The sequence below is a fragment of the Streptomyces sp. NPDC030991 genome, from assembly GCF_055571235.1.
In genome coordinates this window covers 319,536-338,979 of the sequence record NZ_JBVIFR010000005.1, presented here as the reverse complement: position 1 = coordinate 338,979, position 19,444 = coordinate 319,536, and the positions used below count along the sequence as shown (strand labels likewise).

The following is a 19,444-nucleotide window of genomic DNA, read 5'->3' as shown; positions in this document are numbered from 1 at the left end:
GGCAGCACCTGCGATGCGTGAAAGGCCACCGCTCCCATGCACACCCCGAGCCCGAACCGCTCCGACGCCTACGCGGCACTGCTGGACCGGATCCGCTACCACGGCGCCTACGCCACCGTGGAACAGGCCGAGCGTGTCACCGCCACCGTGCTGAACGCGCTGGGGCAACAGATCACCGGCGACGAACGTGGCGACCTCGCACACCAACTGCCGCCACAGGCCGCCCGGCACTTCGCCCACGCCCTGCCGGGGCGCCGTCCCCTGACCGCCCACGCCTTCGTCAAGGCCCTCGCCGAAACCACCGGCGCGCCCTACGCCATCACGCGCTGGCACGTCGGATCCGTCCTCGGTGCCCTCGCCCGTACGCTGGACAAGCAGCTGCTCAACCGGGTCCTGGCCCAACTGCCCAGCGGCTACGCCCTGTTGTTCGGCCAGGCCGACCTCGCGGTCTCCGCCCGGCACGTGCGGGCGGACGAGGTCGTACAGGCGGCCTGAAAAAATCGTGCGGGCCCACCGGCGTCAGGGCGTACCGGGGAGGACCGACTCCATCAGCCCCGCCGGCCGCCGGGCGCCGTGCCCGGGACGCGACGGTGCGCCGCACCAACGGCGCGGCGCACCATCACGGCATGAGGTCAGGCCGGGACGACGTTCTCGGCCTGCGGGCCCTTCGGGCCCTGCGTGACGTCGTAGGTGACCTGCTGGTTCTCCTGCAGCTCACGGAAGCCGGAGGCGTTGATGGCGGAGTAGTGGACGAACACGTCCGGACCGCCGCCGTCCTGCTGGATGAAGCCGAAGCCCTTTTCGGCGTTGAACCACTTCACTGTTCCGGTGGCCATAAGAATCCCCTTGTCCAGGGTCAGGGGGAACGTCTTGTCAGTTCCCCATGGGTGAGGTGATCGCCCTGGTCCTTGGGTACTGCTGCATGCCACGGCGCCCGCGGCGGGTACCGCGGGCGCGAAGACGTCCGAACCACGACTACTGGGAGGGAAGTTAGCCGATCGGGCCGCGCCCTGGCGAGCGGACACGGGCCGGACGGGGCATCCGGTCTGCTCGTCCCGGTCCACGGGCCCGCCGCGAGGGGCCCGACGACCGCCCTCCGGCTGCTCCTCCTCGGGCCCTCCTTTGGTCCTCTTCGGGTGGCCGGGCGCTCTGCCGCTCCGCTCCCGGGGCGGTCCCTACCGCGCGCAGGCGGCTCGGCTGTTCGCCCCTGATGGAAGTCGCTGACCGGTGGCTCCGCGGTCAGCGGATCGACCTCACTAGCCCGGTTTAGTCGCAGGGCGTATCAAGCGGCGACGAAGTCTGATGATCCCCCAGGCGCTCCACTGGTGACGGCTCAAATCCCGGCGGATTACCAGTCTCCCCGGCGGGGAGCGCGTCGATACGGAAACTTAACCGGTTCCGCTAGAACCATTGTCTTCCGGTATCCCGGCCCTTAATGTCGTGGCCGTCGCCGGGCGGAAGCGCCGGGGGCCCGGGTCGCCGGCACCGCACCATGTCGCCCGGAACACGAGCCGTACCGACCGGGCCACGGCGGGCCGGGCGGCGTGCGAGCCCGTGCCCGTACGCCCTCGTGAACGAGTCCTGACGCCGGCCCTGACGCGAAGTCCCGACGACCAGCCCCTGATGACAAGCCGAGCCGTTCCCGAGCCCACCGCCCTGCCCGGGATCCGGCGCGCCCCGACCGAGCCAGGAGCAGTTGATGAGAAGAACACGAGCCGCCGCCGCGACGGGCCTCCTTTTCGCCGTCTGTGCCTCCCTCCTGACCGCCGCCCCCTCCGCCCGGGCCGTCGAGACGCCGGGCTTTCACGTCAAGGACGGGCGTCTGCTGGACGCCACCGACCAGGACTTCGTTCTGCGTGGCGTCAATCACGCCCACGCCTGGTACCCCGACAAGACCGACCAGGCGCTCAAGGACATCAAGGCCAAGGGCGCCAACTCCGTACGCGTGGTGCTCGCCACGGGCGACCAATGGACGAAGAACGACACCGCCGACGTCGCCCACGTCGTGGACGAGTGCAAGCGCAACCGGCTCGTCTGCGTCCTGGAGGCCCACGACACCACCGGGTACGGCGAGTCGGGCGCGGCGGTCCCGCTCTCCAAGGCCGTGGACTACTGGCTGGACGTCAAGGACGCGCTCGTCGGACAGGAGAAGTACGTCCTGGTCAACATCGGCAACGAGCCGTTCGGCAACGCCGGTCACGCCGCCTGGACCGATGCCACCAAGACCGCCATCGGGCGGCTCAGGAACGCCGGTCTCGACCACACCCTGGTGGTCGACGCCCTCAATTGGGGCCAGGACTGGTCCTTCACCATGCGTGACAACGCGGCCGGTGTCTTCGCCGCGGACCCCGACCGCAACACCGTCTTCGACATCCACATGTACGGCGTCTACGACACGCCCGCGGAGGTCAAGGAGTACCTCGGCCGATTCGTGGCGGCCGGACTCCCGGTGATCGTCGGCGAGTTCGGTGACATGCACTCGGACGGCAACCCCGACGAGGACGCCATCATGTCCACCACCCGAAGCCTGGACATCGGCTACCTCGGCTGGTCCTGGAGCGGTAACGGCGGCGGTGTCGAATACCTCGACCTGGCCCGGAACTTCGACCCGAACCAGCTCTCCGACTGGGGCAGGCGCCTCTTCGACGGCGCCGACGGCATCAAGGCCACCGCCAAGGAAGCCGGGGTCTTCACCGGCGGCGGCGGGGGCACCGACCCGGGCCAGGGCGGCGGGAGCGGCGCGTGCACCGTCACCTACCGGCTCAGCGACTGGGGCAGTTCCTTCAACGCCGACATCACCCTGCGCAACGACTCCGCGCGACAGCTCGACGGCTGGAGCCTGGACTTCGCCTTCCCCGCCCAGCAGCGGATCAACTCGGTCTGGAACGCCAAGGCGGCCCAGAACGGCGCCACCGTGCACGTCACGTCCGAGCCCTGGACCCGGTCCGTCCCTGCCGGGGGTTCGGTGAGCTTCGGCCTCAACGGGTCCTCCACCGCGGGCACCAACGCCGCACCGGCCGGCTTCACCCTCGACGGGAAGACCTGCGCCACCCGCTGAAGCGCGGTCGGCTGCGAGGACGCCGCAGGGGCACAGAGGCGCTGACCGCGGCCGTTCGCGGTCGACCGGGCCACGCCGACCGTGGAGCTCCCAGCACTGTGACGGGCCACCGAGGTTCGGTGGCCCGTCACAGTGGGGGGGGGGTCGGCCGGGTGTACCGCCGTGCGGTGTCAGGCGGCCAGGAGGGAGTCGTCCTCGGGGCGGGCACCGGGGAGTTGGTGCCGGGCGGCGATCAGCGCGGCGTCGATGTCGGCCGTACCGGTCGCGATGCACAGGGTGTAGGCCACGTCGTCCATGCGCTGCTGCACCTCGGCCGGTCCCTCGGCGGCGTTGAGGGCGCGCAGTGTCTCGTACTGCTGGACCAGGTCGTTCAGGACCGCGGGGTGAGCCATCAGCATGTTGTGGACTCCTTCGTGCACACGGTGGGGCGGTACGAGACCCCGACTGCCCCGGTCCGCCTCACCCACACCTGTCACACCTGACACATGTGTAACGAACCACCGCCCCCATGCCGGGCAGTTGTCGTCGCCCCTCGGCAGCTAGGTCATCCTGCCTCCGGAGCCGTCCGCCCGATCGGTCCACCACCTCCGAGGTGGGTCGCCCCCGGGTGCCGAACGAGGTCCCCCGGCCCATCCTGTTGTGGACGGGCCGGTCGCGTTCGTCGAGCCGACCCGCGCGCGCAGCCGCCGCCGCGGGGTGACCCTGTGGGAGCACGACTGATGACGGCGTCCAGAGCGCACAGCGAGCCGGCGAGGGAGCCGGTGCGGGCCTTGGAGCGGATCGCGTTCCTGCTGGAGCGTGGTCGCGCGCCGACCTATCGGGTGCGCGCCTTTCGGACCGCCGCCGCCGTGATCACCGGGCTGACGGAGTCCGAGATGACCGAGCGGGTGACCACCGGTTCCCTGGAATCGCTCAAGGGGATCGGCCCCAAGACCGCCGCGGTGATCCGCGAGGCGTGGGCAGGTGACGTACCCGCGTACCTGGAACGCCTGGAGGCCGAGGCACGCACGACGCCGCTGGTGGCCGACGAGGCGGGCGCCGGGCTGCGGGCGCTGCTGCGTGGCGACTGCCACCTGCACTCCGACTGGTCGGACGGCGGCAGCCCGATCGAGGAGATGGGCCGGGCGGCCCAGGAGGTCGGGCACGAGTGGGCCGTCCTGACGGACCACTCCCCACGCCTGACGGTGGCCCGCGGCCTCTCCCCGCAGCGGCTGCGCGAGCAACTGGCGGCGGTGGCCGAACTGAACGCGCGCTGGGCACCCTTCCGGCTGCTCACCGGCATCGAGTGCGACATCCTCGACGACGGTTCCCTGGACCAGGAACCCGAGCTGCTCGACCAGCTCGACGTCGTGGTCGTCTCGGTCCACTCCAAACTGCGGATGGACGCCGACGCGATGACCCGGCGGATGATCGCTGCGGTCAGTGATCCGCGCGCCGATGTGCTCGGCCACTGCACCGGTCGGCTGGTCACCGGGCGCGGCAGGCCCGAGTCGCAGTTCGACGCCGACGCGGTGTTCGCGGCGTGCGCGGCCGCGGGCACGGCGGTGGAGATCAACAGCCGCCCGGAGCGCCTCGATCCGCCGCGCCGTCTGCTGCGCCGGGCCGTGGCGGCGGGGACCCTGTTCTCGGTGGACACCGACGCGCACGCGCCGGGCCAGCTGGACTGGCAGGTGATCGGCTGCGCGCGGGCAGAGGAGTGCGGGGTGCCGGCCGAGCGGGTGGTCACGACCTGGCCCGTGGACAGACTGCTGGAGTGGACCCGGGCGAAGCGGGCGGGGGAGTCGCCCTGAACGAGTGCTCCGGGCCGACTCGCTGACCCTCGCCGGGTGTGTGGGGGAAGAGGAGGGGCAGGCGCCCGTATACGGAGAACACGGGCTCGGCTCATCCAGCAGCGACAAGAAAGGAGCGGCTCATGTCTGTTCCCGCACAACGGAGCGGCGGATCGGGTGGCACGAGCGGTCTGTACGACGTCCTGGAGCTGATCCTCGACCGGGGTCTGGTCATCGACGCGTTCATCCGTGTCTCCCTGGTCGGCATCGAGATCCTGAAGATCGACATACGGATCGTCATCGCGAGTGTCGACACCTACCTGCGCTTCGCCGAGGCGTGCAACCGCCTCGACCTGGAATCAGGGCCGAACCGGAGCGTGGGGCTGCCCGATCTCGTCGGAGGCAGGACCGAACCGGCGTAACCCGTCCATGGACCGGCGGCGCCCACTGTCGATCCGGGCACGTCCCGTTCGACGTCCTGGTGTGCGGTACTTCGCCGCACGAGATCGGAACCAGGACCGGATGGGGATACACGTGAACCAGCTGCTCAGAGTCATGAACTTCAACGTCTCGAGTGACGGGATCGGGGCCGGGGAGCACCAGAGCCTGGAGAACCCGTTCGGCCTCGACGGCGCCGAGAGGCTGTTCGCCTGGTGCGGTGCCACGGCGAGCTGGCCGATGCGTACCGACGCCGGAGGCAGCCGTGGCCTCGACGACTACTTCACCCGGGACTTCAGCCGTGACATCGGTGCCGAGATCATGGGCCGCAACAAGTTCGGCCCCCAGCGCGGGCCCTGGCAGGACCACGACTGGCGCGGCTGGTGGGGTGACGAGCCCCCGTTCCACACGCCGGTGTTCGTCATGACCCACCACAAGCGTCCCTCGATCACCCTCTCCGACACCGAGTTCCACTTCGTCGACGGCAGTCCGGCCGCGGTGCTCGAACGGGCGCGGGAGGCGGCGTCGGGCCGGGACGTCCGGCTGGGCGGCGGGGTCACCACGATCCGGCAGTTCCTCGATGCCGACCTCGTCGACACCCTGCATGTGGCGGTCTCGCCCGTGAAGTTCGGGTCAGGACTGCGTCTTTGGGAGTCGCCGGACGAACTGCGCGACCGCTTCCACCTGGAGGTCGTGCCCAGCCCGAGCGGTGTGACACACCACCTGTTCTGGCGGAAATGACGCGGGAGCGCGGTGGCGACAGCGCACAGCGCACAGCGGGGGTGCGTCCCCGGCCTTCCACTGACCGGACGAGGTGACTTTTACTGTCGATCAACGTTGATGCGGTATGAAGCCCATGACCACGACCACGGCCCTGTCCAGCCTCTTCTTCGTGCTGCTCCTGGCGGCGCCCGCCACGGCGGCGGGTGCCGCAAGCAGTCCGTCCGACGCGTCGTCCGGTGTGGCGGCGTCCCCCTGCGGCGACCTCTCCACGGAGCTGCGGACGGCCCTGGCCGCCAAGAACAGCTTCGCGGGCCTCTGCGACGTGATGGGGCGGTGACCGCGAGGTGACCGGCCGTCAGCCCGCCGGGACGTAGGCGACGAGCCGGCGCTGCTGGTGCTGGCCGGCCTGCCCCCTGCCCAGGTGCTGCGTGCGGCGACCCGGCCGGTGAACGGGATCGTCCCGAGCGTCGCGGGATGCGCGTGCCACGGCGACAGGTGAACGAGATCATCGAAAGTTTCGAGAAATGACGTCGAGGTAACGGTCACGCGTCTCTGACACCTCTGCCCTCCACTTCTCCGAGTTTGCTGCCATGTGGCGGCTGACCAGCGCAAATGCTGACCCGCGCAAGATTCCAGCTTCGACGAATGTTTCGGGATCATTACCGAAACTCTTGACAGTTGGCAGGGGCAGATCAAAGCTGTCGCCGTCAGTTGCGCTCAACCCCTGTCGCACCCGGGTCGCACGACCCGTCGGCCGAGGACGAGGAGGAAGCACGCACATGAATGACGCACCCGCACCCGCACCCATATCCGCATCCGCGCCCGTACATCGCACGCCCCGCAGAGGTGACCGCTCCGGGTCGCTCAGCCGCTTCAGGCTGTTCATCAGCAGCGTCTGCGCCACCTTGCTGGTCGCCGTGGCCGCGATGGCACTGCCCGGCACCGCCCACGCCGACACGGTCGTCACCACGAACCAGACCGGCACCGACAATGGGCACTACTACTCGTTCTGGACCGACTCACCCGGGTCGGTCTCCATGAAGCTGGCCTCCGGCGGCAACTACAGCACCTCCTGGAGCAACACCGGAAACTTCGTCGCCGGCAAGGGCTGGGCCAACGGCGGGCGCAAGTCCGTCACGTACTCGGGCTCCTTCAACCCGTCCGGCAACGCCTACCTCGCCCTCTACGGCTGGACGTCGAACCCGCTCGTCGAGTACTACATCGTCGACAACTGGGGCACCTACCGGCCCACGGGCACGTTCAAGGGCACCGTCACCACCGACGGCGGCACCTACGACATCTACAAGACGACGCGGTACAACGCCCCGTCCGTCGAGGGCACCAAGACCTTCGACCAGTACTGGAGCGTCCGGCAGTCGAAGCGGACGGGCGGCACCATCACCACCGGCAACCACTTCGACGCGTGGAGCCGGGCCGGCATGCCGATGGGCAGCTTCAACTACTACATGATCATGGCGACCGAGGGCTACCAGAGCAGCGGCAGCTCCAACATCACGGTGGGTGAAGCAGGTTCGGGCGGTGGCGGTGGCGGTGGCGGTGGTGGCGGCGGCTGCTCCGCGACGCTCTCCGCGGGCCAGTCCTGGAGCGATCGCTACAACCTCAACGTGGCCGTCAGCGGTTCCAACAACTGGACCGTCACCATGAACGTGCCCGCACCCGCGAAGATCCTGTCCACCTGGAACACCAGCGCCACCTACCCCAGCGCGCAGGTGCTCACCGCCAAACCCAACGGCAGCGGCAACAACTTCGGCGTCACCGTCCAGCACAACGGCAACACCACCTGGCCGACGGTCTCCTGCAGCACCAGCTGACCTCCGTCCCCGCGATGCCGAAGGAGCACCCAGCATGAGAAGCCGCAGAACCGGTCGCTCGTTTCGCTCCCTGATCAGCAGGTTGGCCGTCGTCGCCATGGCTGCCGCGAGCACCCTCGCCGTCCACGCCGCCACCCCGGCGCAGGCCGCCGCCTGCAACGGATACGTCGGACTCACCTTCGACGACGGCCCGTCCGGCACCACCCCGGCCCTGCTCAACGCGCTCACGCAGAACGGGCTGCGGGCCACCATGTTCAACCAGGGGCAGTACGCCGCCGCCAACGCGTCCCAGGTACGGGCTCAGGTCAGCGCCGGGATGTGGGTCGCCAACCACAGTTACACCCACCCGCACCTGACGACGCTCGGTCAGGCACAGGTCGACTCGGAGATCTCCCGGACCCAGCAGGCCATCGCGAGCGCGGGCGGCGGCACGCCGAAACTGTTCCGGCCGCCCTACGGCGAGACCAACGCGACCGTGCGGGCCGTCGAGGCCAAGTACGGCCTGACCGAGGTCATCTGGGACGTGGACTCCCAGGACTGGAACAACGCCAGTACCGACGCGATCGTAGCGGCCGCGGGCCGCCTCACCAGCGGCCAGGTCATCCTGATGCACGACTGGCCCGCCAACACACTCGCCGCGATCCCGCGGATCGCCCAGGGCCTGGCCGCACGCGGCCTGTGTGCCGGCATGATCTCCCCGACGACCGGCCGCGCCGTCGCTCCGGACGGCGGGTCAGGCGGTGGCGGCGGTGGTGGCGGTGGTGGTTCGTGTTCCGCGACCTTGTCCGCGGGCCAGTCCTGGAGCGATCGCTACAACCTCAACGTGGCCGTCAGCGGTTCCAACAACTGGACCGTCACGATGAACGTGCCCGCGCCCGCGAAGATCCTGTCCACCTGGAACATCAGCGCCGCCTACCCCAGCGCGCAGGTGCTCACCGCCAAACCCAACGGCAGCGGCAACACCTTCGGCGTCACCATTCAGCACAACGGCAACACCACCTGGCCGACGGTCTCCTGCAGCACGAGCTGAGCCCGGCAGGAGTGATCCCTCGCCTGTCCGCGGGGACGCGATCACGCATCGGGTGACCAGGCGCTACGCGGAAGGCCGAGGCCGCCCGCGTAGCGCCTGGGTCTGCGTGCGGGTCTCCGCGAGGGCGGGCCGATGACCTACGCGATCCCGTCCCGGGCGAAGGGCGCGACCTCGGCGGCCGGGAGTCCCAGGACGGGATCGCCTTGGCAGGCCAGTCGGTTGTGGGGCCGAACGACGTCAGCCGCCGGAGCCGTGGGACGCGTCGGAGTCGCCGGGGTTGTCGGGGCTGTTGGGGTTGTCGGGGGCGCTGGCGGGTGCGCCGGGCACCCGGCGGTCTCCACCGTTGCGGTCCTGCCACAGCCGGAAGACGTCGACGCCGTCCTCGCGCGGCTCGTGGCGCGTCGGCAGCCGCCGTTCCTGCCAGGGCTTGGCGAACTCGTCGTAGAAGGTGCTCAGTTCGAAGTACTTGCGGTCGTCGACGTAGTGCGGTTCGTAGGCATCACGGGTCGTGACGAAGACGACCTCGTCCGGCGAGCAGTAATAGAGAGCTCCGAGGCACATCGGACACGGCTGGGCGAGGACATAGATCGTGGCGCCGGTCAGGTGTTCGGTGCCGAGCCGGGTGCAGGCGTCGCGCACGGCGAGGATCTCCGCATGGGCGGTCGGGTCGTGCGTCTGCGCCACCTGGTTGCCGCGTTCGGCGATGATCTCACCGTCCTTCACGATGACGGTGGCGAAGGGTCGGCCGCCGTCCTCGACGTTCCGACGGGCCAGGTCGATGGTGCGTTGCACGAAATCCATGGCTGCTGCTGCCTCCGGTGATCCGCAGGAACTGATCGGGCGCTCCCTCGGTGTGGATGAGTGGATGATCTGCTGCTGCCCGGGTCAGGAGGCACTCACACCGAGCGGGGTTCCCGCGGAGCAGGGGGGACGCCGAGCAGCCCGGCCCGGCGGTCTTCGTACGGTCGAGACCGACCGCCTCCCGCCGAACGCGGGGGGCCGCGGCTCCTCGTCGTCCTCCCTGCCTTCCTGGCGTCAGCCGAGGAGCGCTCCCAGGATGGGGATTCCGCCCAGGAGCTGCTGGAGAGGACTCTTGGCCGGAGGGGGAGCGGGGTCCGAGACAGGTGCACTCTGCTCGGGCGCGTCCTTGGGCGCGTCCTTGGGCGCGGGGTCCGAGACGGGTGCACTCTGCTTGGGCGCGTCGTTGGGCGCGGGGTTGTCGGCGACCGCCGTGGCGGCACCGCCGACCGTCGCGGCAGCGGCCAGGGCGAGTGCGGCGAGCGTGGTGCGTATACGCATGGGGAGCTCCTTCGAGGCTGTGGGCGGCCGTGTCGGCCTTGACACAAGACACTCGCCAGGTGGGGCGGCCGATGCATACTGGCAAGTCCGATCGGGTGACCGGGCTTGCTCCCGTCGTGTGATCGAGGCGGGGGAGGGGTGACGGACGTACGACGCGGACGGTGATCGCGGGGCCGGCGGCGCCCTCGCCGACGCGGAACGGAAAGAGGCCCCGCCCCGCACACCGGGTGTCTCGCGTCGTCTCAGAGCCTGTCTTTGAACCCCCGTCGTCCGCGCGCAGCGCGGGCGCAGCGGCGGTCGGTGCGTGCAATCGGCGTGCGGCGTCCCAGGACAGGTGGCGGAGCCACCTGTCCTGGGACGCCGTGCGCCGAGGGTGCGTGCCGGGCGTCGGGGCGCAGACGGGGGTTCAAAGACAGGCTCTCAGGTGCGGTCCGTCGCGAGCAGCCGTAGGCGCAGGCGGTTCAGGCCACGGCGAGCGTGACTCTTCACGGTGCCGAGCGGCCAACCCGTCACACCCGCGATCTGGGTGTGCGTCAGATCGTCGAGGAACGCCAGTTCCAGGACCTTCCGCTGAGGCGCGGGCAGCTGTTTCAGCTCGTGGTCGACCAGGACGTGGTCGAGGACCCGGTCGGCGATGTCCTCGCTGGTCTGTGCCGCGTCATCCAGACGGGACCCGGCAGCGGCGGTCGCCAGAGCGGTACGCCGGGTACGCGCGGTGAGAGCGTCGGCGATCTTGCGGCGCGTGATGCCGACGATCCATCCGGCCAGCGTCCCGCGCGCCGGGTCGAACCCCGCGCGGCCCCGCCAGGCGGCGAGGAAGACCTGCTGCGTCACGTCTTCGGCCTCGGGAGAATCCCCCAGCGACCGGTAGGCGAGTGTATGGACGAGTGCTCCCCAGCGGTGATACGCGGCCTCCAGACAGGACACCTGGCCCCGCACCAGTCCTCCGGCGAGCTCCTCGTCGGCCAGCGACTCCTCGACGGGAGTCCACAGGCCGGGGTCGTGCAATGCGAGGTTCCGTTGCGCATTCACGGGCCAGCGCCCCTTCTGCCACCGATTCAGTGATCGTCACTGTGTCGAGCGTGGCCGAAGGAATCCACTCGCATCGAAGCTGCATCGTTTCGCACCAGGACGTCGATCCCGGGTCAGAGCCGGCGTCGGATCTCCTCCCAGAGCGCGGCGGGCGGCGACACCTCCAACGCCGGTCCCGCGCGCCCGGCGTCCACGACACGCAGGAACGAACTGAGCGCCGCCAGACATTCGGAACAGCCCGGGACGTGCCGTTCCACCCCCTCCGGCGCCTCGCCGTCCAGGGCCATGAGCGCGAGGTCCCCGGGTGAAGGATGCTGCTCCACGGTCGGCGCTGGCATGTGGTCACCCCTGGCGGTAGTGCCTGTATGAGCGAGGCGCGTCCACGGGCCGAGCGCCCGTGTCACCGGTGATTCAGTTGCTCGGGGCCCGGTAGATGCAAGGATCCGTCCACTCCGCCCTTTCGTGCCGCGCTGGAAGGTGCATCGATTGCGCGACGTTACAGTGATGCCATGAGTCCTCGCAGCGCAGCCGTCCGGCCGGAGAAGTCGACGGGGTCCGCCGACGCGGCGGGGATCACCTCAGGCGCCCTGGCCCGGCGACTCGGGATCTCACCCACGACGCTGCGGTCGTGGGACCAGCGCTACAGCCTCGGGCCGGCCGACCGAACCCGGGGAAGCCACCGGCGCTGGCTACCGGGCGACGTAGCCATGGCCGAAGACATGTGCAGGCTGACGGCCTCCGGCATCCCGCCGGCCGAGGCCGCCCGCGCGGCCAGGGAACGGGCCCGGGCGGCGCGGGAGAACACGTCCACCACGGGCACGGGGAGCGCCGCACCACCGTCACCGGCGACGGTCGCGGCCGGTCAGCGACCGACCGGTCCCGCCCTGCGGGAGAGCACGGTCCGCGCCGCACACCGGGGCCTCGCCCGAGCCGCCGTCCGGCTCGACTCCCTCGCCATCCAGCACACCCTGAACACCTTCGTGCGGGAGCACGGCGTGATCACCGCATGGGAGCAGATCATGATGCCGACGCTCCACGCGGTCGGCCGCAAATGGGAGACCGCCGGCGATCGCTATGTGGAAGTCGAACACCTGCTGTCCTGGCACGTGTCCACCGCCTTGCGCAGCGCCCCTCTGCTCCTCCCACAGACATCGAAGCACCACGACCTCTTCCCGGTCCTCCTGGCCTGCGCACCCGGGGAACAGCACACGCTCCCCATCGAGGCCGTGCACGCGGCCCTCGCACAGGCCGGCCGCCCGGCGCGCATACTCGGCGCCGCCGTACCGGCCGACGCGCTCATCGCCGCCGTGCGGCGGACCGGACCGGCGGCCGTCGTGCTGTGGGCGCAAACACGTTCCTCGGCCAGCAGCTCGCTCGCCGCACACCTCCTGCGCACTGCGTGGGGTCCCGCAGGGGCACGTCAGCAGCCGACACTGCTGCTCGCGGGGCCAGGATGGAGAGGCACAGTCATCGACGGAGCCGTCCACCCCGGTGGCCTCCGTGAGGCCGTCGGCATGCTCCAGTCGCTTCCCGTACCCGGCAGGACCCCTGCGCTGCCGTGACGACCGACGACCGACGACCCGGCGCGGGCGTGCGCTTGTTCCGTACGGGATCCGGGTCGGCAAGCGGTTCCCGGCCTGCTCGTACAGTCGTACGGCTGGGTGGTAAGGGTCTTTCGGCCCCTTGCCCTTCTGCGTGTCGCCAGCCCAAAATGCCGGTGACGCGGATCCCATGACGTTCTGGGGTCTCGCCGGGTCGCCGCTTGGGCAGTCAGGCGTCGGCCCTTCAAACGGAGAGGAACGGGGCCGCCCGGCGCCCTGGGCACGGGTGTGCACCGAGGCCGAGCCCGGGCCGGTCGGAGCTCCACGGCGTCGTCGCGGTCGTTGTTGTCGCGTTCGCCGTCGTGCCGCTGCCCTCCGACAGCGGACCGTCGGAGGGCAGCGGCAGTCAGTGGCGCGGGTTCACCGCCCGGGCGGTGTCACGGGCACGTGACGAGGATGATGGAGATGGCGGTGCAGGTGGAGGACGCGCTGTCGTTGGCGGCGTTGGAGTCGGTGGGTGCCGACGCGGTGCGCACCCCGGTGACCTTGACCGGGCCGAGGCGCAGCAGGTGCAGCGGGACGCGGAACGTCTTGTTCACGCCGGCGTTCTGCGCGATGGCTCCGTAGGTGCACGTCACCGTGGTGCCGGCGGCGGTGCATCCGGCGGCGAGGTTGGTGGCGGAGGTGCCGGCCGGCAGCTTCGCGGTCAGAGTCGCCGAAGTGACGGCTGCGGGGCCGGTGTTGTGGGCGGTGAGGGTGTAACTCAGGTAGGGCACCAGGAGGCTCAGGTGCGGCTGCGCGGTGAGGTTGACGTCGATGTCCGCCTTCGGCTGCGGTTGCGGCGCGGAGATGAAAGCGGTGCCGTAGGGGCCGTTCAGTCCGCTGATCGTGGCGGTGACGGTGTCGGTGGAGGTGTCGATGACCGAGACGCTGTCGTCGGCCACGTTGGTGGCGTAGGCGGCCGTGCCCGACGGGTCGACCTCGACCTTGGCCGGGCTGTCGCCCACCGGGACCGTCGCGGTCACCGTGTTGGTCGCCGTGTTGATCACCTTGACGTCGTCACTGCCCCGGTCGGCGACGTAGGCCCTCGTGCCGGACGGGTCGAACGAGACGCCGTTCGGACTGGAGCCGACCGCGATGGTGGCGGTCACGGTGTCGGTCGCCGTGTCGATCACGGAGACGGAGTTGTCGCCGCTGTTGTTGGTGACGTAGACGACGTTCCCGGAGGGGCTGACCGCCACGCCGGAGGGGGCGTCCCCGACCGGGACGGTGGCGCTCACCGTGTCGGTCGCGGTGTCGATGACCGAGACCGTGTCCCCGCTGTTGTTGCTCACGTAGACGGTGGTGCCCGAGGGGCTCACCGCGACACCGTTCGGAGAGCCCCCGACCGGGACGGTGGCGCTGACCGTGCTGGTCGCCGTGTTGATGACCGAAACGGTCTCGCCGCCGCTGTTCGCGACATACGCGCGAGTCCCGGACGGGGTGAAGGCCACGCTGAGAGGATTGCTGCCGACCGGGACGGTCGCGGTGACCTCGTCGGCGCTCGTGTCGATCACCGAGACGGTTCCGTCGTCGAAGTTGGTGACGTAGGCGTGCGCGTCGGCCGGGTCGACCGCTACGCCGACGGGGCTGTTGCCGACGCTGATGCTGCCGGAGACGGTGTTCGTCTCCGTGTCGATCACCGTGACGGCGTCACCGTTGAAGTTGGCCACGTACGCCGACGGGCCGGTGACGGCGTGCGCGGGCGCGGAGAGGGCGACCACACCCGTGAGCGCGAGTGCGGCGCCGGCGGCGAGAGAGGTCAGCCGGCGTGCCCGGACAGCGAGGGACGTCCGGCCCGGGCCGGACGAGTGGGACGGGCCGGAGGATCTGGTCGGTCTGGCTGAACTGGACGGCGCAGAAATCAAAGGACTTCCCCCCTATGTGGTTCCGCACGCTGACGGCGGATCCGAAGAACCCCGAGGACCGGCAGCGGAACGGTCGTGCGAGCCCCACCGGCGGCGGTCGCCTCGACCACCGGGCGACAGGGGCCCCGTACAGCGCGTTCCGTGCCACCAGAGGTCGCGTCAGCACCCCGGGGCTCGGCACGTCCTGCGCACCGTCACAGCCCGAACCGGGCCGCAACAGCCTTACTCCTCCCGAACTTTGACAGTGGAGGCACCGCCGTCCGGTGGAGTCACCGGAATGATTCCGCTTTCTGATCGCTTCGCGGGCCAGAAGCTTCACGGTTGTCTGTATTCAGTCAAAAGCTGACCATCCGGCAGCTTGACGCCTCGCGCGGATCGGGAAGCCGGAGCGCGTCGGCGCCGGCCTCCACGGGCCCCGCCACGGCATCTCCTCGGTGCCGGAGAACCGCCCGACACCGGAAATGTGCTCGACATCGGTCGCGGTGATCGGGGACGCTTCGCGCAATGACCAGACTTGACGACACGCCACCCGCGTGGGACGAGCGCACCCAGCTCACCACGTTTCTCGACTACGCACGTGCCACCGCCCACGCCAAGTGCGCGGGCGTCTCCGCGGAGAACGCCCGCAAGGCACTCCTGCCGGGCTCACCGCTGATGACCATGAACGGAGTCATCAACCACCTCCGCTGGGTCGAGTACCACTGGTTCCGGACGGTCTTCCTCGGCGAGGAGGACCGGGGCCCCTGGACCGAGGAGGATCCCGACCGCGAGATGCGTATCGCCGTCGATCTCCCCCTCACGCAGCTGCTCGACGAGTACGCCGAACACAGCGCCCGCCACCGTGAACTGGTCGCCGCGAACGCCCTGGACGAGCAGGCCCGGCGCACCGTCCGCGACGGTGTCCATGTCGACCTGCGCTGGATTCTCCTCCACCTCACCGAAGAGACAGCCCGCCACAACGGCCACCTGGACATCCTGCGCGAGATGCTCGACGGCACGGTCGGCGAGTAGACCCGGCGCCGCTGACCGGCGAGATCACGGAGAGCGGCCGAACCCGTGCGGCCCGTCCCGGGCATCGGACCGTACGCCGCCGGCCAGGGCGCCATCGAGCAACTGCCGGGCACCGTCCCGGCCTGGACGGTTTTCTCCGCGGGGCCCCGCGCCGGAGCGGATGCGGGGCCTCGCGCCGGAGTGGACGCGGGGCCTCGCGCGCGTCAGGCGTGGTAGTGGATCGTGCCGTCGTAGCGGGCCGTGGCGCCTTCGCAGTACTGGCTGAAGCGCGCTGCCAGCGCCTGGATGGTGCCATCGGCCGCCGCGGCGAGCCGGGTGACGGTCAGGGTGCCGCCCGCGGATCCGCACCCGCGCCCGTTGCCCCTCGCCGCCAGGCCGCCGGTCTCGGGGACGACCGTATAGGTGCGGCCCGCTTCAAGCCGGTCGCCCTCGGGCACGCGGAAGGTGACGGACCAGTCCTCGCGCTTGCCCTCGACGCTGTAGTCGAAGCCGCTGGTGACGTTGCCGCTCAGCGAGAAGAGGCTGGTCGCACCGGTGAACGAGCTGGAGGCGCCCTGCCCGATCCAGTCGTCGGCGTCGCTGCTGTACGCGTACGACAGCGGGTACGCGGCGTACTTGACGGTGCCCTTGAGCGCGGGGGCCGCGGCGCTGTCGCAGTTCTGCGTGAAGGTGGCGTCGAGGACGGTGACGTCGCCAGAGGCGTCGGTCTCGATCTGGTTGACCGTGAACCGGCCCCAGATCGTGTTGCATCCGCGCGATTCGCCGCTCACCTCCAGGCCCGGCGCGCGGCCGGTCCGGAACGGCGCGCGCTCGGCGTCGCGGTAGACGCCGGGGCGCAGCTTCTCCCCCTTGGGGGCCGCGAGCTCGATGCTCCAGTCGGCGTCCGGCAACGAGACCCTCACGTTCTCGGCGGTGCCGCTGATCCGCACCGGGGTCTGCGGGGCCTTGAACGAGGCGGACTGCCCCTGCCCCACGTAGTCGCCTGCGGCGCTCGTGTACGAGTACGAACTGGTGGCGACCGGGGCGGTGGGGGAGGCCTGGGCGGGGGCGGCCACGGCGACGAGGCCGCCGGCCATCACCAGGCCGGCCAGGGCGAGCCGGAGTCCGCGCCGTCCGGCAGCGGGCAGCGACAAGGCGTTCATGCGAGATCCCCTCTGTGCAGCTTCGGAACTGTCGGGCGTCCGCCCTCCCCAGGCGGATCAACACCCGACAGCGATCACCCTAGAACCGCTGCTCAGCAACTACGCGCGAAATACCAGGAGTTCACTTACACGTCTCCCGACGCCAGGCCGAGACACCCGAGTCTCCGGCGTCCGACTGTGGCCGTCCCTCCGCGCCGAGCCCGTACAGGCGGGCGGCGGCGGGCTCCGCTCGGCTTCGTCGCAGGTGGGACCCCCGGTTTCCGGCCGATTGCCGAACCCGGGTAAATCGGCCAACCGGCGTCGAACGGACCCCGCGCGTGCCGCAGTTCCGGAGCGCGCGGATGCTGTTTACGCTACTTCGCGCCACTGGTTCAGCACTCAAAGTTACCGAAACGCGTGTGCCGCATGTGTGTTTTCGGGGCCGACTCAGCAGACTCCCGACTGCCGAATCCGGCACTTCGACCGAAGCGGAAGGATGCACAACATGCCGATCACCGCACGCCTGGCCACAGTGGTCTCCCTCACGGCTACCGCCCTGTTCGGATCACTGAGCGGTACCGCGCTCCCAGCCACCGCCCCGTCCACGACCTCCCTGTACGCCCCGTCCGCGCTCGTCCTGACAGTGGCTCACGGCGACTCCGCGGCGAACGCGGCCCCCGAACGCGCGACCACCCTGACCTGCGCCCCCAAGCCGTCGGGGACACACCCGGCCCCCGCACTCGCCTGCTCCCAACTCGCCCTCGCCGGCGGTGACTTCGATCAGCTGCAGAGTGTCGAGGGTGCCGTCTGTACACACGAGTACGACCCCGTCACCGTCACCGCCCAGGGCGTCTGGCGTGGCACCCGCGTCACGTACGAGCGCACCTTCGCCAATGAGTGCGTGAAGAGAACGGAGTCGATGGCCGTCTTCGCCTTCTGACCGATCCCGCTCCAGGACCGGCGCGGCAGACACCCACCGCCGCGCCGACCCCGCCCGGCCCCGGCGACCACCCTCGCCGGGGCCGGGCTTGTGCCCGGCCCTTGCACGGCCTCACTCAGTGCGCGGGGTTCGTGCGCAGGTGGTCGACGCCCGAGCGCACCGCCCAGCCGAAGACCGCGAAAGCGACGACGCCCACCACGACCGAGTCGTACGGTGCCGGCAGGTGTCCGGAGCCGCCGAACGTGCCGAGCCACGACAGCAGGGTCAGCGCCGCGAGATGGAACACGAGCCACGCGCCCTGACGCAGCTCCTCGGCCGGGGTGCTCCCGGTCGTCCCGCGTCGTTGCAGCAGGAACAGCGGGACGCCGACGAGGACGAGAGGCAGGGCGAGCCGCAGATCGTCCCAGCCCGACCAGTAGACGAACTCGGTCGCCACGGCGAAACTCACCGGCGCGATCCAGCGCACCCCCGGCATGTGGCCGTCCGCGAGGGGCACGCCGCGCCTGCGGTCGTGGGCCCGGAAGGAGGCCACCGCCACCGCGGAGGCGGCGTAGATGATCAGGTACATGTCCCCCATCACGGAGACGATGTCCTGCCAGCCGCCGAACGGCAGCATGAACACGATGATGACCGCCAGGTTCAGGACGAGAGCGCGGCGCGCGATGCCGGAGCGGGGATCGATGCGCATGAAGAAGCGGGGCAGCAGGCCGTTCTTCGAGAGGGCGTAGGTGTGGCGGGCGTCGATCGCGACACCCACGTACGCGGAGCCGCCTGGGGAGATCACCGCGTCGGCGTAGAGCAGCGTGGCCAGCCAGTGCAGATTGAGGACGAGGGCGAGCTGACCGAACGGCGACTCGAAGTTGACCCCCTGCCAGCCGTGTGCGAGCAGCGAGTCGGGCACCGTGTAGAGGAAGGCGAGTTGGAGCCCGAGGTAGACCAGTACCGCGAGGCCGATCCCGGCGAGGACGGCGGCGGGTACGTTGCGACGCGGATTGCGGGCTTCCCCGGAGAAGTCCAACGGCGCCTGGAACCCGTTCACGGAGTACACGATGCCGCCGCCGGCCAGCGCCGTGAGGCAGGCCGCGTAACCGTACGGGGCGAACCCGCCATGGTCCGTGAGGCGGCCCGAGTGGGTACCGGAAAGGAAGAGGGCGACGACCGTGAGCACCGGGACGACGACCTTGAACACCGACACCAGGTTGTTCACGCGCGCGAACATCCGCACCGCGAACCAGTTCAGCGCGGTGAGCAGGACGCTCAGCGCGGCGGCGACGCCGAGACCCGACGCGGTGAGGCTGTCACCGTGGTAGAGCCCGGGGACGTAGTGCGCGGCGTACTGCATGATCGCGCTGATCTCGGCCGCGGTGCCGCCCACGGAGAGCAGGACGGACCAGCCGACGACCGTGCCGACCAGCCGGCCGTTCGCGTACAGCGGCCAGCGGACCGTGCCGCCGCCTTCCGGCCTGGTGGCGCCGAGTTCGACCATCACCAGAGCCACCAGCGCGCAGAGCAGCCCGGCCGCGACCCAGGAGAGCAGTGCGGCGGGGCCCGCGGTCTGGGCGGCGTACAGAGCGGCGAACAGCCAGCCCGAGCCGAGGATGTTGGAGAAGCCGATCGCGGTCAGACCCCAGAACCCCAGATCCTTGCGCAGCCGGCTCTCCTCGGCGCGGACGTCCGGGGCACCGGCAGTCTCCGCCGGCTGTTGCTGCGCCACGTGGCAAACCTCCTCGACGATCACGGCCC

General features: G+C 70.4%; 19 protein-coding genes and 1 pseudogene. 11 read left to right on the top strand and 9 right to left on the bottom strand.

What is annotated here, in order from left to right; genetic code table 11:
• Positions 1–36: 36 nt before the first annotated feature.
• The gene (locus ACZ45E_RS12805; RefSeq protein WP_468219861.1) at positions 37–495 is read left to right on the top strand and encodes a DUF2267 domain-containing protein; all 459 of its coding nucleotides are present in this window, start codon (positions 37–39) and stop codon (positions 493–495) included.
• A 137-nt stretch (positions 496–632) separates the two neighbouring features.
• Here ACZ45E_RS12805 and ACZ45E_RS12800 read toward each other — a convergent pair whose 3' ends face one another.
• Positions 633–836, bottom strand: coding sequence for a cold-shock protein (locus ACZ45E_RS12800; protein WP_468219858.1), 204 nt, complete (start codon positions 834–836; stop codon positions 633–635).
• A gap of 863 nt (positions 837–1,699) precedes the next feature.
• Here ACZ45E_RS12800 and ACZ45E_RS12795 point away from each other — a divergent pair.
• Positions 1,700–3,058 carry a cellulase family glycosylhydrolase gene (locus tag ACZ45E_RS12795; protein WP_468219856.1) on the top strand — a complete coding sequence of 453 codons (1,359 nt, stop codon included), beginning with the start codon at positions 1,700–1,702 and terminating at the stop codon, positions 3,056–3,058.
• Positions 3,059–3,228: 170 nt separating this feature from the next.
• On the opposite strand, the gene ACZ45E_RS12790 is transcribed toward ACZ45E_RS12795, so the two are convergent.
• The gene (locus ACZ45E_RS12790; RefSeq protein ID WP_468219854.1) at positions 3,229–3,456 is read right to left on the bottom strand and encodes a DUF5133 domain-containing protein; all 228 of its coding nucleotides are present in this window, start codon (positions 3,454–3,456) and stop codon (positions 3,229–3,231) included.
• Between the two features lie 321 nt (positions 3,457–3,777).
• Between ACZ45E_RS12790 and ACZ45E_RS12785 the strand changes: the two genes are divergently transcribed.
• The 6 genes and pseudogenes from ACZ45E_RS12785 to ACZ45E_RS12760 all read left to right on the top strand — a co-directional run bounded on the left by ACZ45E_RS12785 (position 3,778) and on the right by ACZ45E_RS12760 (position 8,850).
• Complete coding sequence (locus ACZ45E_RS12785) at positions 3,778–4,848, top strand: PHP domain-containing protein (protein ID WP_468219851.1); 1,071 nt, start codon at positions 3,778–3,780, stop codon at positions 4,846–4,848.
• A gap of 122 nt (positions 4,849–4,970) precedes the next feature.
• Positions 4,971–5,240, top strand: a pseudogene (gene gvpJ, locus ACZ45E_RS12780) (gas vesicle protein GvpJ); the annotation flags it as partial.
• A gap of 121 nt (positions 5,241–5,361) precedes the next feature.
• Positions 5,362–6,006, top strand: coding sequence for a dihydrofolate reductase family protein (locus ACZ45E_RS12775; protein WP_468219850.1), 645 nt, complete (start codon positions 5,362–5,364; stop codon positions 6,004–6,006).
• 115 nt (positions 6,007–6,121) lie between these two features.
• Positions 6,122–6,325 (top strand): hypothetical protein, encoded by a 204-nt coding sequence (locus ACZ45E_RS12770; RefSeq protein ID WP_468219847.1) that lies wholly within the window; start codon positions 6,122–6,124, stop codon positions 6,323–6,325.
• Between the two features lie 442 nt (positions 6,326–6,767).
• Positions 6,768–7,820, top strand: coding sequence for a glycoside hydrolase family 11 protein (locus ACZ45E_RS12765; protein WP_468219845.1), 1,053 nt, complete (start codon positions 6,768–6,770; stop codon positions 7,818–7,820).
• Positions 7,821–7,854: 34 nt separating this feature from the next.
• Entirely contained in the window at positions 7,855–8,850 is a 996-nt protein-coding gene (locus ACZ45E_RS12760) for a polysaccharide deacetylase family protein (protein ID WP_468219843.1), read from the top strand.
• A gap of 237 nt (positions 8,851–9,087) precedes the next feature.
• On the opposite strand, the gene ACZ45E_RS12755 is transcribed toward ACZ45E_RS12760, so the two are convergent.
• From ACZ45E_RS12755 to ACZ45E_RS12740, 4 genes are all read right to left on the bottom strand, one after another.
• Positions 9,088–9,651, bottom strand: coding sequence for a nucleoside deaminase (locus ACZ45E_RS12755; RefSeq protein WP_468219840.1), 564 nt, complete (start codon positions 9,649–9,651; stop codon positions 9,088–9,090).
• 234 nt (positions 9,652–9,885) lie between these two features.
• A complete protein-coding gene (locus ACZ45E_RS12750; protein WP_468219838.1) occupies positions 9,886–10,149 on the bottom strand; it encodes a hypothetical protein in 264 nt (87 codons plus the stop codon).
• A gap of 420 nt (positions 10,150–10,569) precedes the next feature.
• Positions 10,570–11,181, bottom strand: a complete 612-nt coding sequence (locus ACZ45E_RS12745) for an RNA polymerase sigma factor (RefSeq protein WP_468219836.1) — start codon at positions 11,179–11,181, stop codon at positions 10,570–10,572.
• Between the two features lie 113 nt (positions 11,182–11,294).
• The gene (locus tag ACZ45E_RS12740) at positions 11,295–11,519 is read right to left on the bottom strand and encodes an anti-sigma factor (RefSeq protein WP_468219833.1); all 225 of its coding nucleotides are present in this window, start codon (positions 11,517–11,519) and stop codon (positions 11,295–11,297) included.
• Positions 11,520–11,690: 171 nt separating this feature from the next.
• On the opposite strand from ACZ45E_RS12740, the gene ACZ45E_RS12735 reads away from it, so the two are divergent.
• Positions 11,691–12,743, top strand: a complete 1,053-nt coding sequence (locus ACZ45E_RS12735) for a MerR family transcriptional regulator (protein ID WP_468219831.1) — start codon at positions 11,691–11,693, stop codon at positions 12,741–12,743.
• A 416-nt stretch (positions 12,744–13,159) separates the two neighbouring features.
• Here the strand turns inward: ACZ45E_RS12735 and ACZ45E_RS12730 are convergent, their stop codons facing one another.
• Positions 13,160–14,485: a beta-propeller fold lactonase family protein gene (locus tag ACZ45E_RS12730; protein ID WP_468219829.1), complete on the bottom strand. Its 1,326-nt coding sequence runs from the start codon at positions 14,483–14,485 to the stop codon at positions 13,160–13,162.
• Positions 14,486–15,133: 648 nt separating this feature from the next.
• Here ACZ45E_RS12730 and ACZ45E_RS12725 point away from each other — a divergent pair.
• Positions 15,134–15,640: a DinB family protein gene (locus ACZ45E_RS12725; protein WP_468219826.1), complete on the top strand. Its 507-nt coding sequence runs from the start codon at positions 15,134–15,136 to the stop codon at positions 15,638–15,640.
• A gap of 203 nt (positions 15,641–15,843) precedes the next feature.
• Here ACZ45E_RS12725 and ACZ45E_RS12720 read toward each other — a convergent pair whose 3' ends face one another.
• On the bottom strand, positions 15,844–16,782 hold the full coding sequence (locus tag ACZ45E_RS12720; protein WP_468219824.1) for a hypothetical protein: 939 nt from the start codon (positions 16,780–16,782) through the stop codon (positions 15,844–15,846).
• 484 nt (positions 16,783–17,266) lie between these two features.
• Here ACZ45E_RS12720 and ACZ45E_RS12715 point away from each other — a divergent pair, with 484 nt between their 5' ends.
• Positions 17,267–17,701 carry a subtilase-type protease inhibitor gene (locus ACZ45E_RS12715; RefSeq protein WP_468219821.1) on the top strand — a complete coding sequence of 145 codons (435 nt, stop codon included), beginning with the start codon at positions 17,267–17,269 and terminating at the stop codon, positions 17,699–17,701.
• Positions 17,702–17,816: 115 nt separating this feature from the next.
• Here ACZ45E_RS12715 and ACZ45E_RS12710 read toward each other — a convergent pair whose 3' ends face one another.
• Complete coding sequence (locus ACZ45E_RS12710) at positions 17,817–19,352, bottom strand: APC family permease (RefSeq protein ID WP_468220064.1); 1,536 nt, start codon at positions 19,350–19,352, stop codon at positions 17,817–17,819.
• Positions 19,353–19,444 lie beyond the last annotated feature (92 nt).

What these genes read in the sequence shown, in the direction of transcription:
- ACZ45E_RS12805 (WP_468219861.1), top strand. Translation starts at nt 37, where the DNA reads ATGCACACCCCGAGCCCGAACCGCTCCGACGCCTACGCGGCACTGCTG.
- ACZ45E_RS12800 (WP_468219858.1), bottom strand. Translation starts at nt 836, where the DNA reads ATGGCCACCGGAACAGTGAAGTGGTTCAACGCCGAAAAGGGCTTCGGC.
- ACZ45E_RS12795 (WP_468219856.1), top strand. Translation starts at nt 1,700, where the DNA reads ATGAGAAGAACACGAGCCGCCGCCGCGACGGGCCTCCTTTTCGCCGTC.
- ACZ45E_RS12790 (WP_468219854.1), bottom strand. Translation starts at nt 3,456, where the DNA reads ATGCTGATGGCTCACCCCGCGGTCCTGAACGACCTGGTCCAGCAGTAC.
- ACZ45E_RS12785 (WP_468219851.1), top strand. Translation starts at nt 3,778, where the DNA reads ATGACGGCGTCCAGAGCGCACAGCGAGCCGGCGAGGGAGCCGGTGCGG.
- ACZ45E_RS12770 (WP_468219847.1), top strand. Translation starts at nt 6,122, where the DNA reads ATGACCACGACCACGGCCCTGTCCAGCCTCTTCTTCGTGCTGCTCCTG.
- ACZ45E_RS12765 (WP_468219845.1), top strand. Translation starts at nt 6,768, where the DNA reads ATGAATGACGCACCCGCACCCGCACCCATATCCGCATCCGCGCCCGTA.
- ACZ45E_RS12760 (WP_468219843.1), top strand. Translation starts at nt 7,855, where the DNA reads ATGAGAAGCCGCAGAACCGGTCGCTCGTTTCGCTCCCTGATCAGCAGG.
- ACZ45E_RS12755 (WP_468219840.1), bottom strand. Translation starts at nt 9,651, where the DNA reads ATGGATTTCGTGCAACGCACCATCGACCTGGCCCGTCGGAACGTCGAG.
- ACZ45E_RS12750 (WP_468219838.1), bottom strand. Translation starts at nt 10,149, where the DNA reads ATGCGTATACGCACCACGCTCGCCGCACTCGCCCTGGCCGCTGCCGCG.
- ACZ45E_RS12740 (WP_468219833.1), bottom strand. Translation starts at nt 11,519, where the DNA reads ATGCCAGCGCCGACCGTGGAGCAGCATCCTTCACCCGGGGACCTCGCG.
- ACZ45E_RS12735 (WP_468219831.1), top strand. Translation starts at nt 11,691, where the DNA reads ATGAGTCCTCGCAGCGCAGCCGTCCGGCCGGAGAAGTCGACGGGGTCC.
- ACZ45E_RS12725 (WP_468219826.1), top strand. Translation starts at nt 15,134, where the DNA reads ATGACCAGACTTGACGACACGCCACCCGCGTGGGACGAGCGCACCCAG.
- ACZ45E_RS12720 (WP_468219824.1), bottom strand. Translation starts at nt 16,782, where the DNA reads ATGAACGCCTTGTCGCTGCCCGCTGCCGGACGGCGCGGACTCCGGCTC.
- ACZ45E_RS12715 (WP_468219821.1), top strand. Translation starts at nt 17,267, where the DNA reads ATGCCGATCACCGCACGCCTGGCCACAGTGGTCTCCCTCACGGCTACC.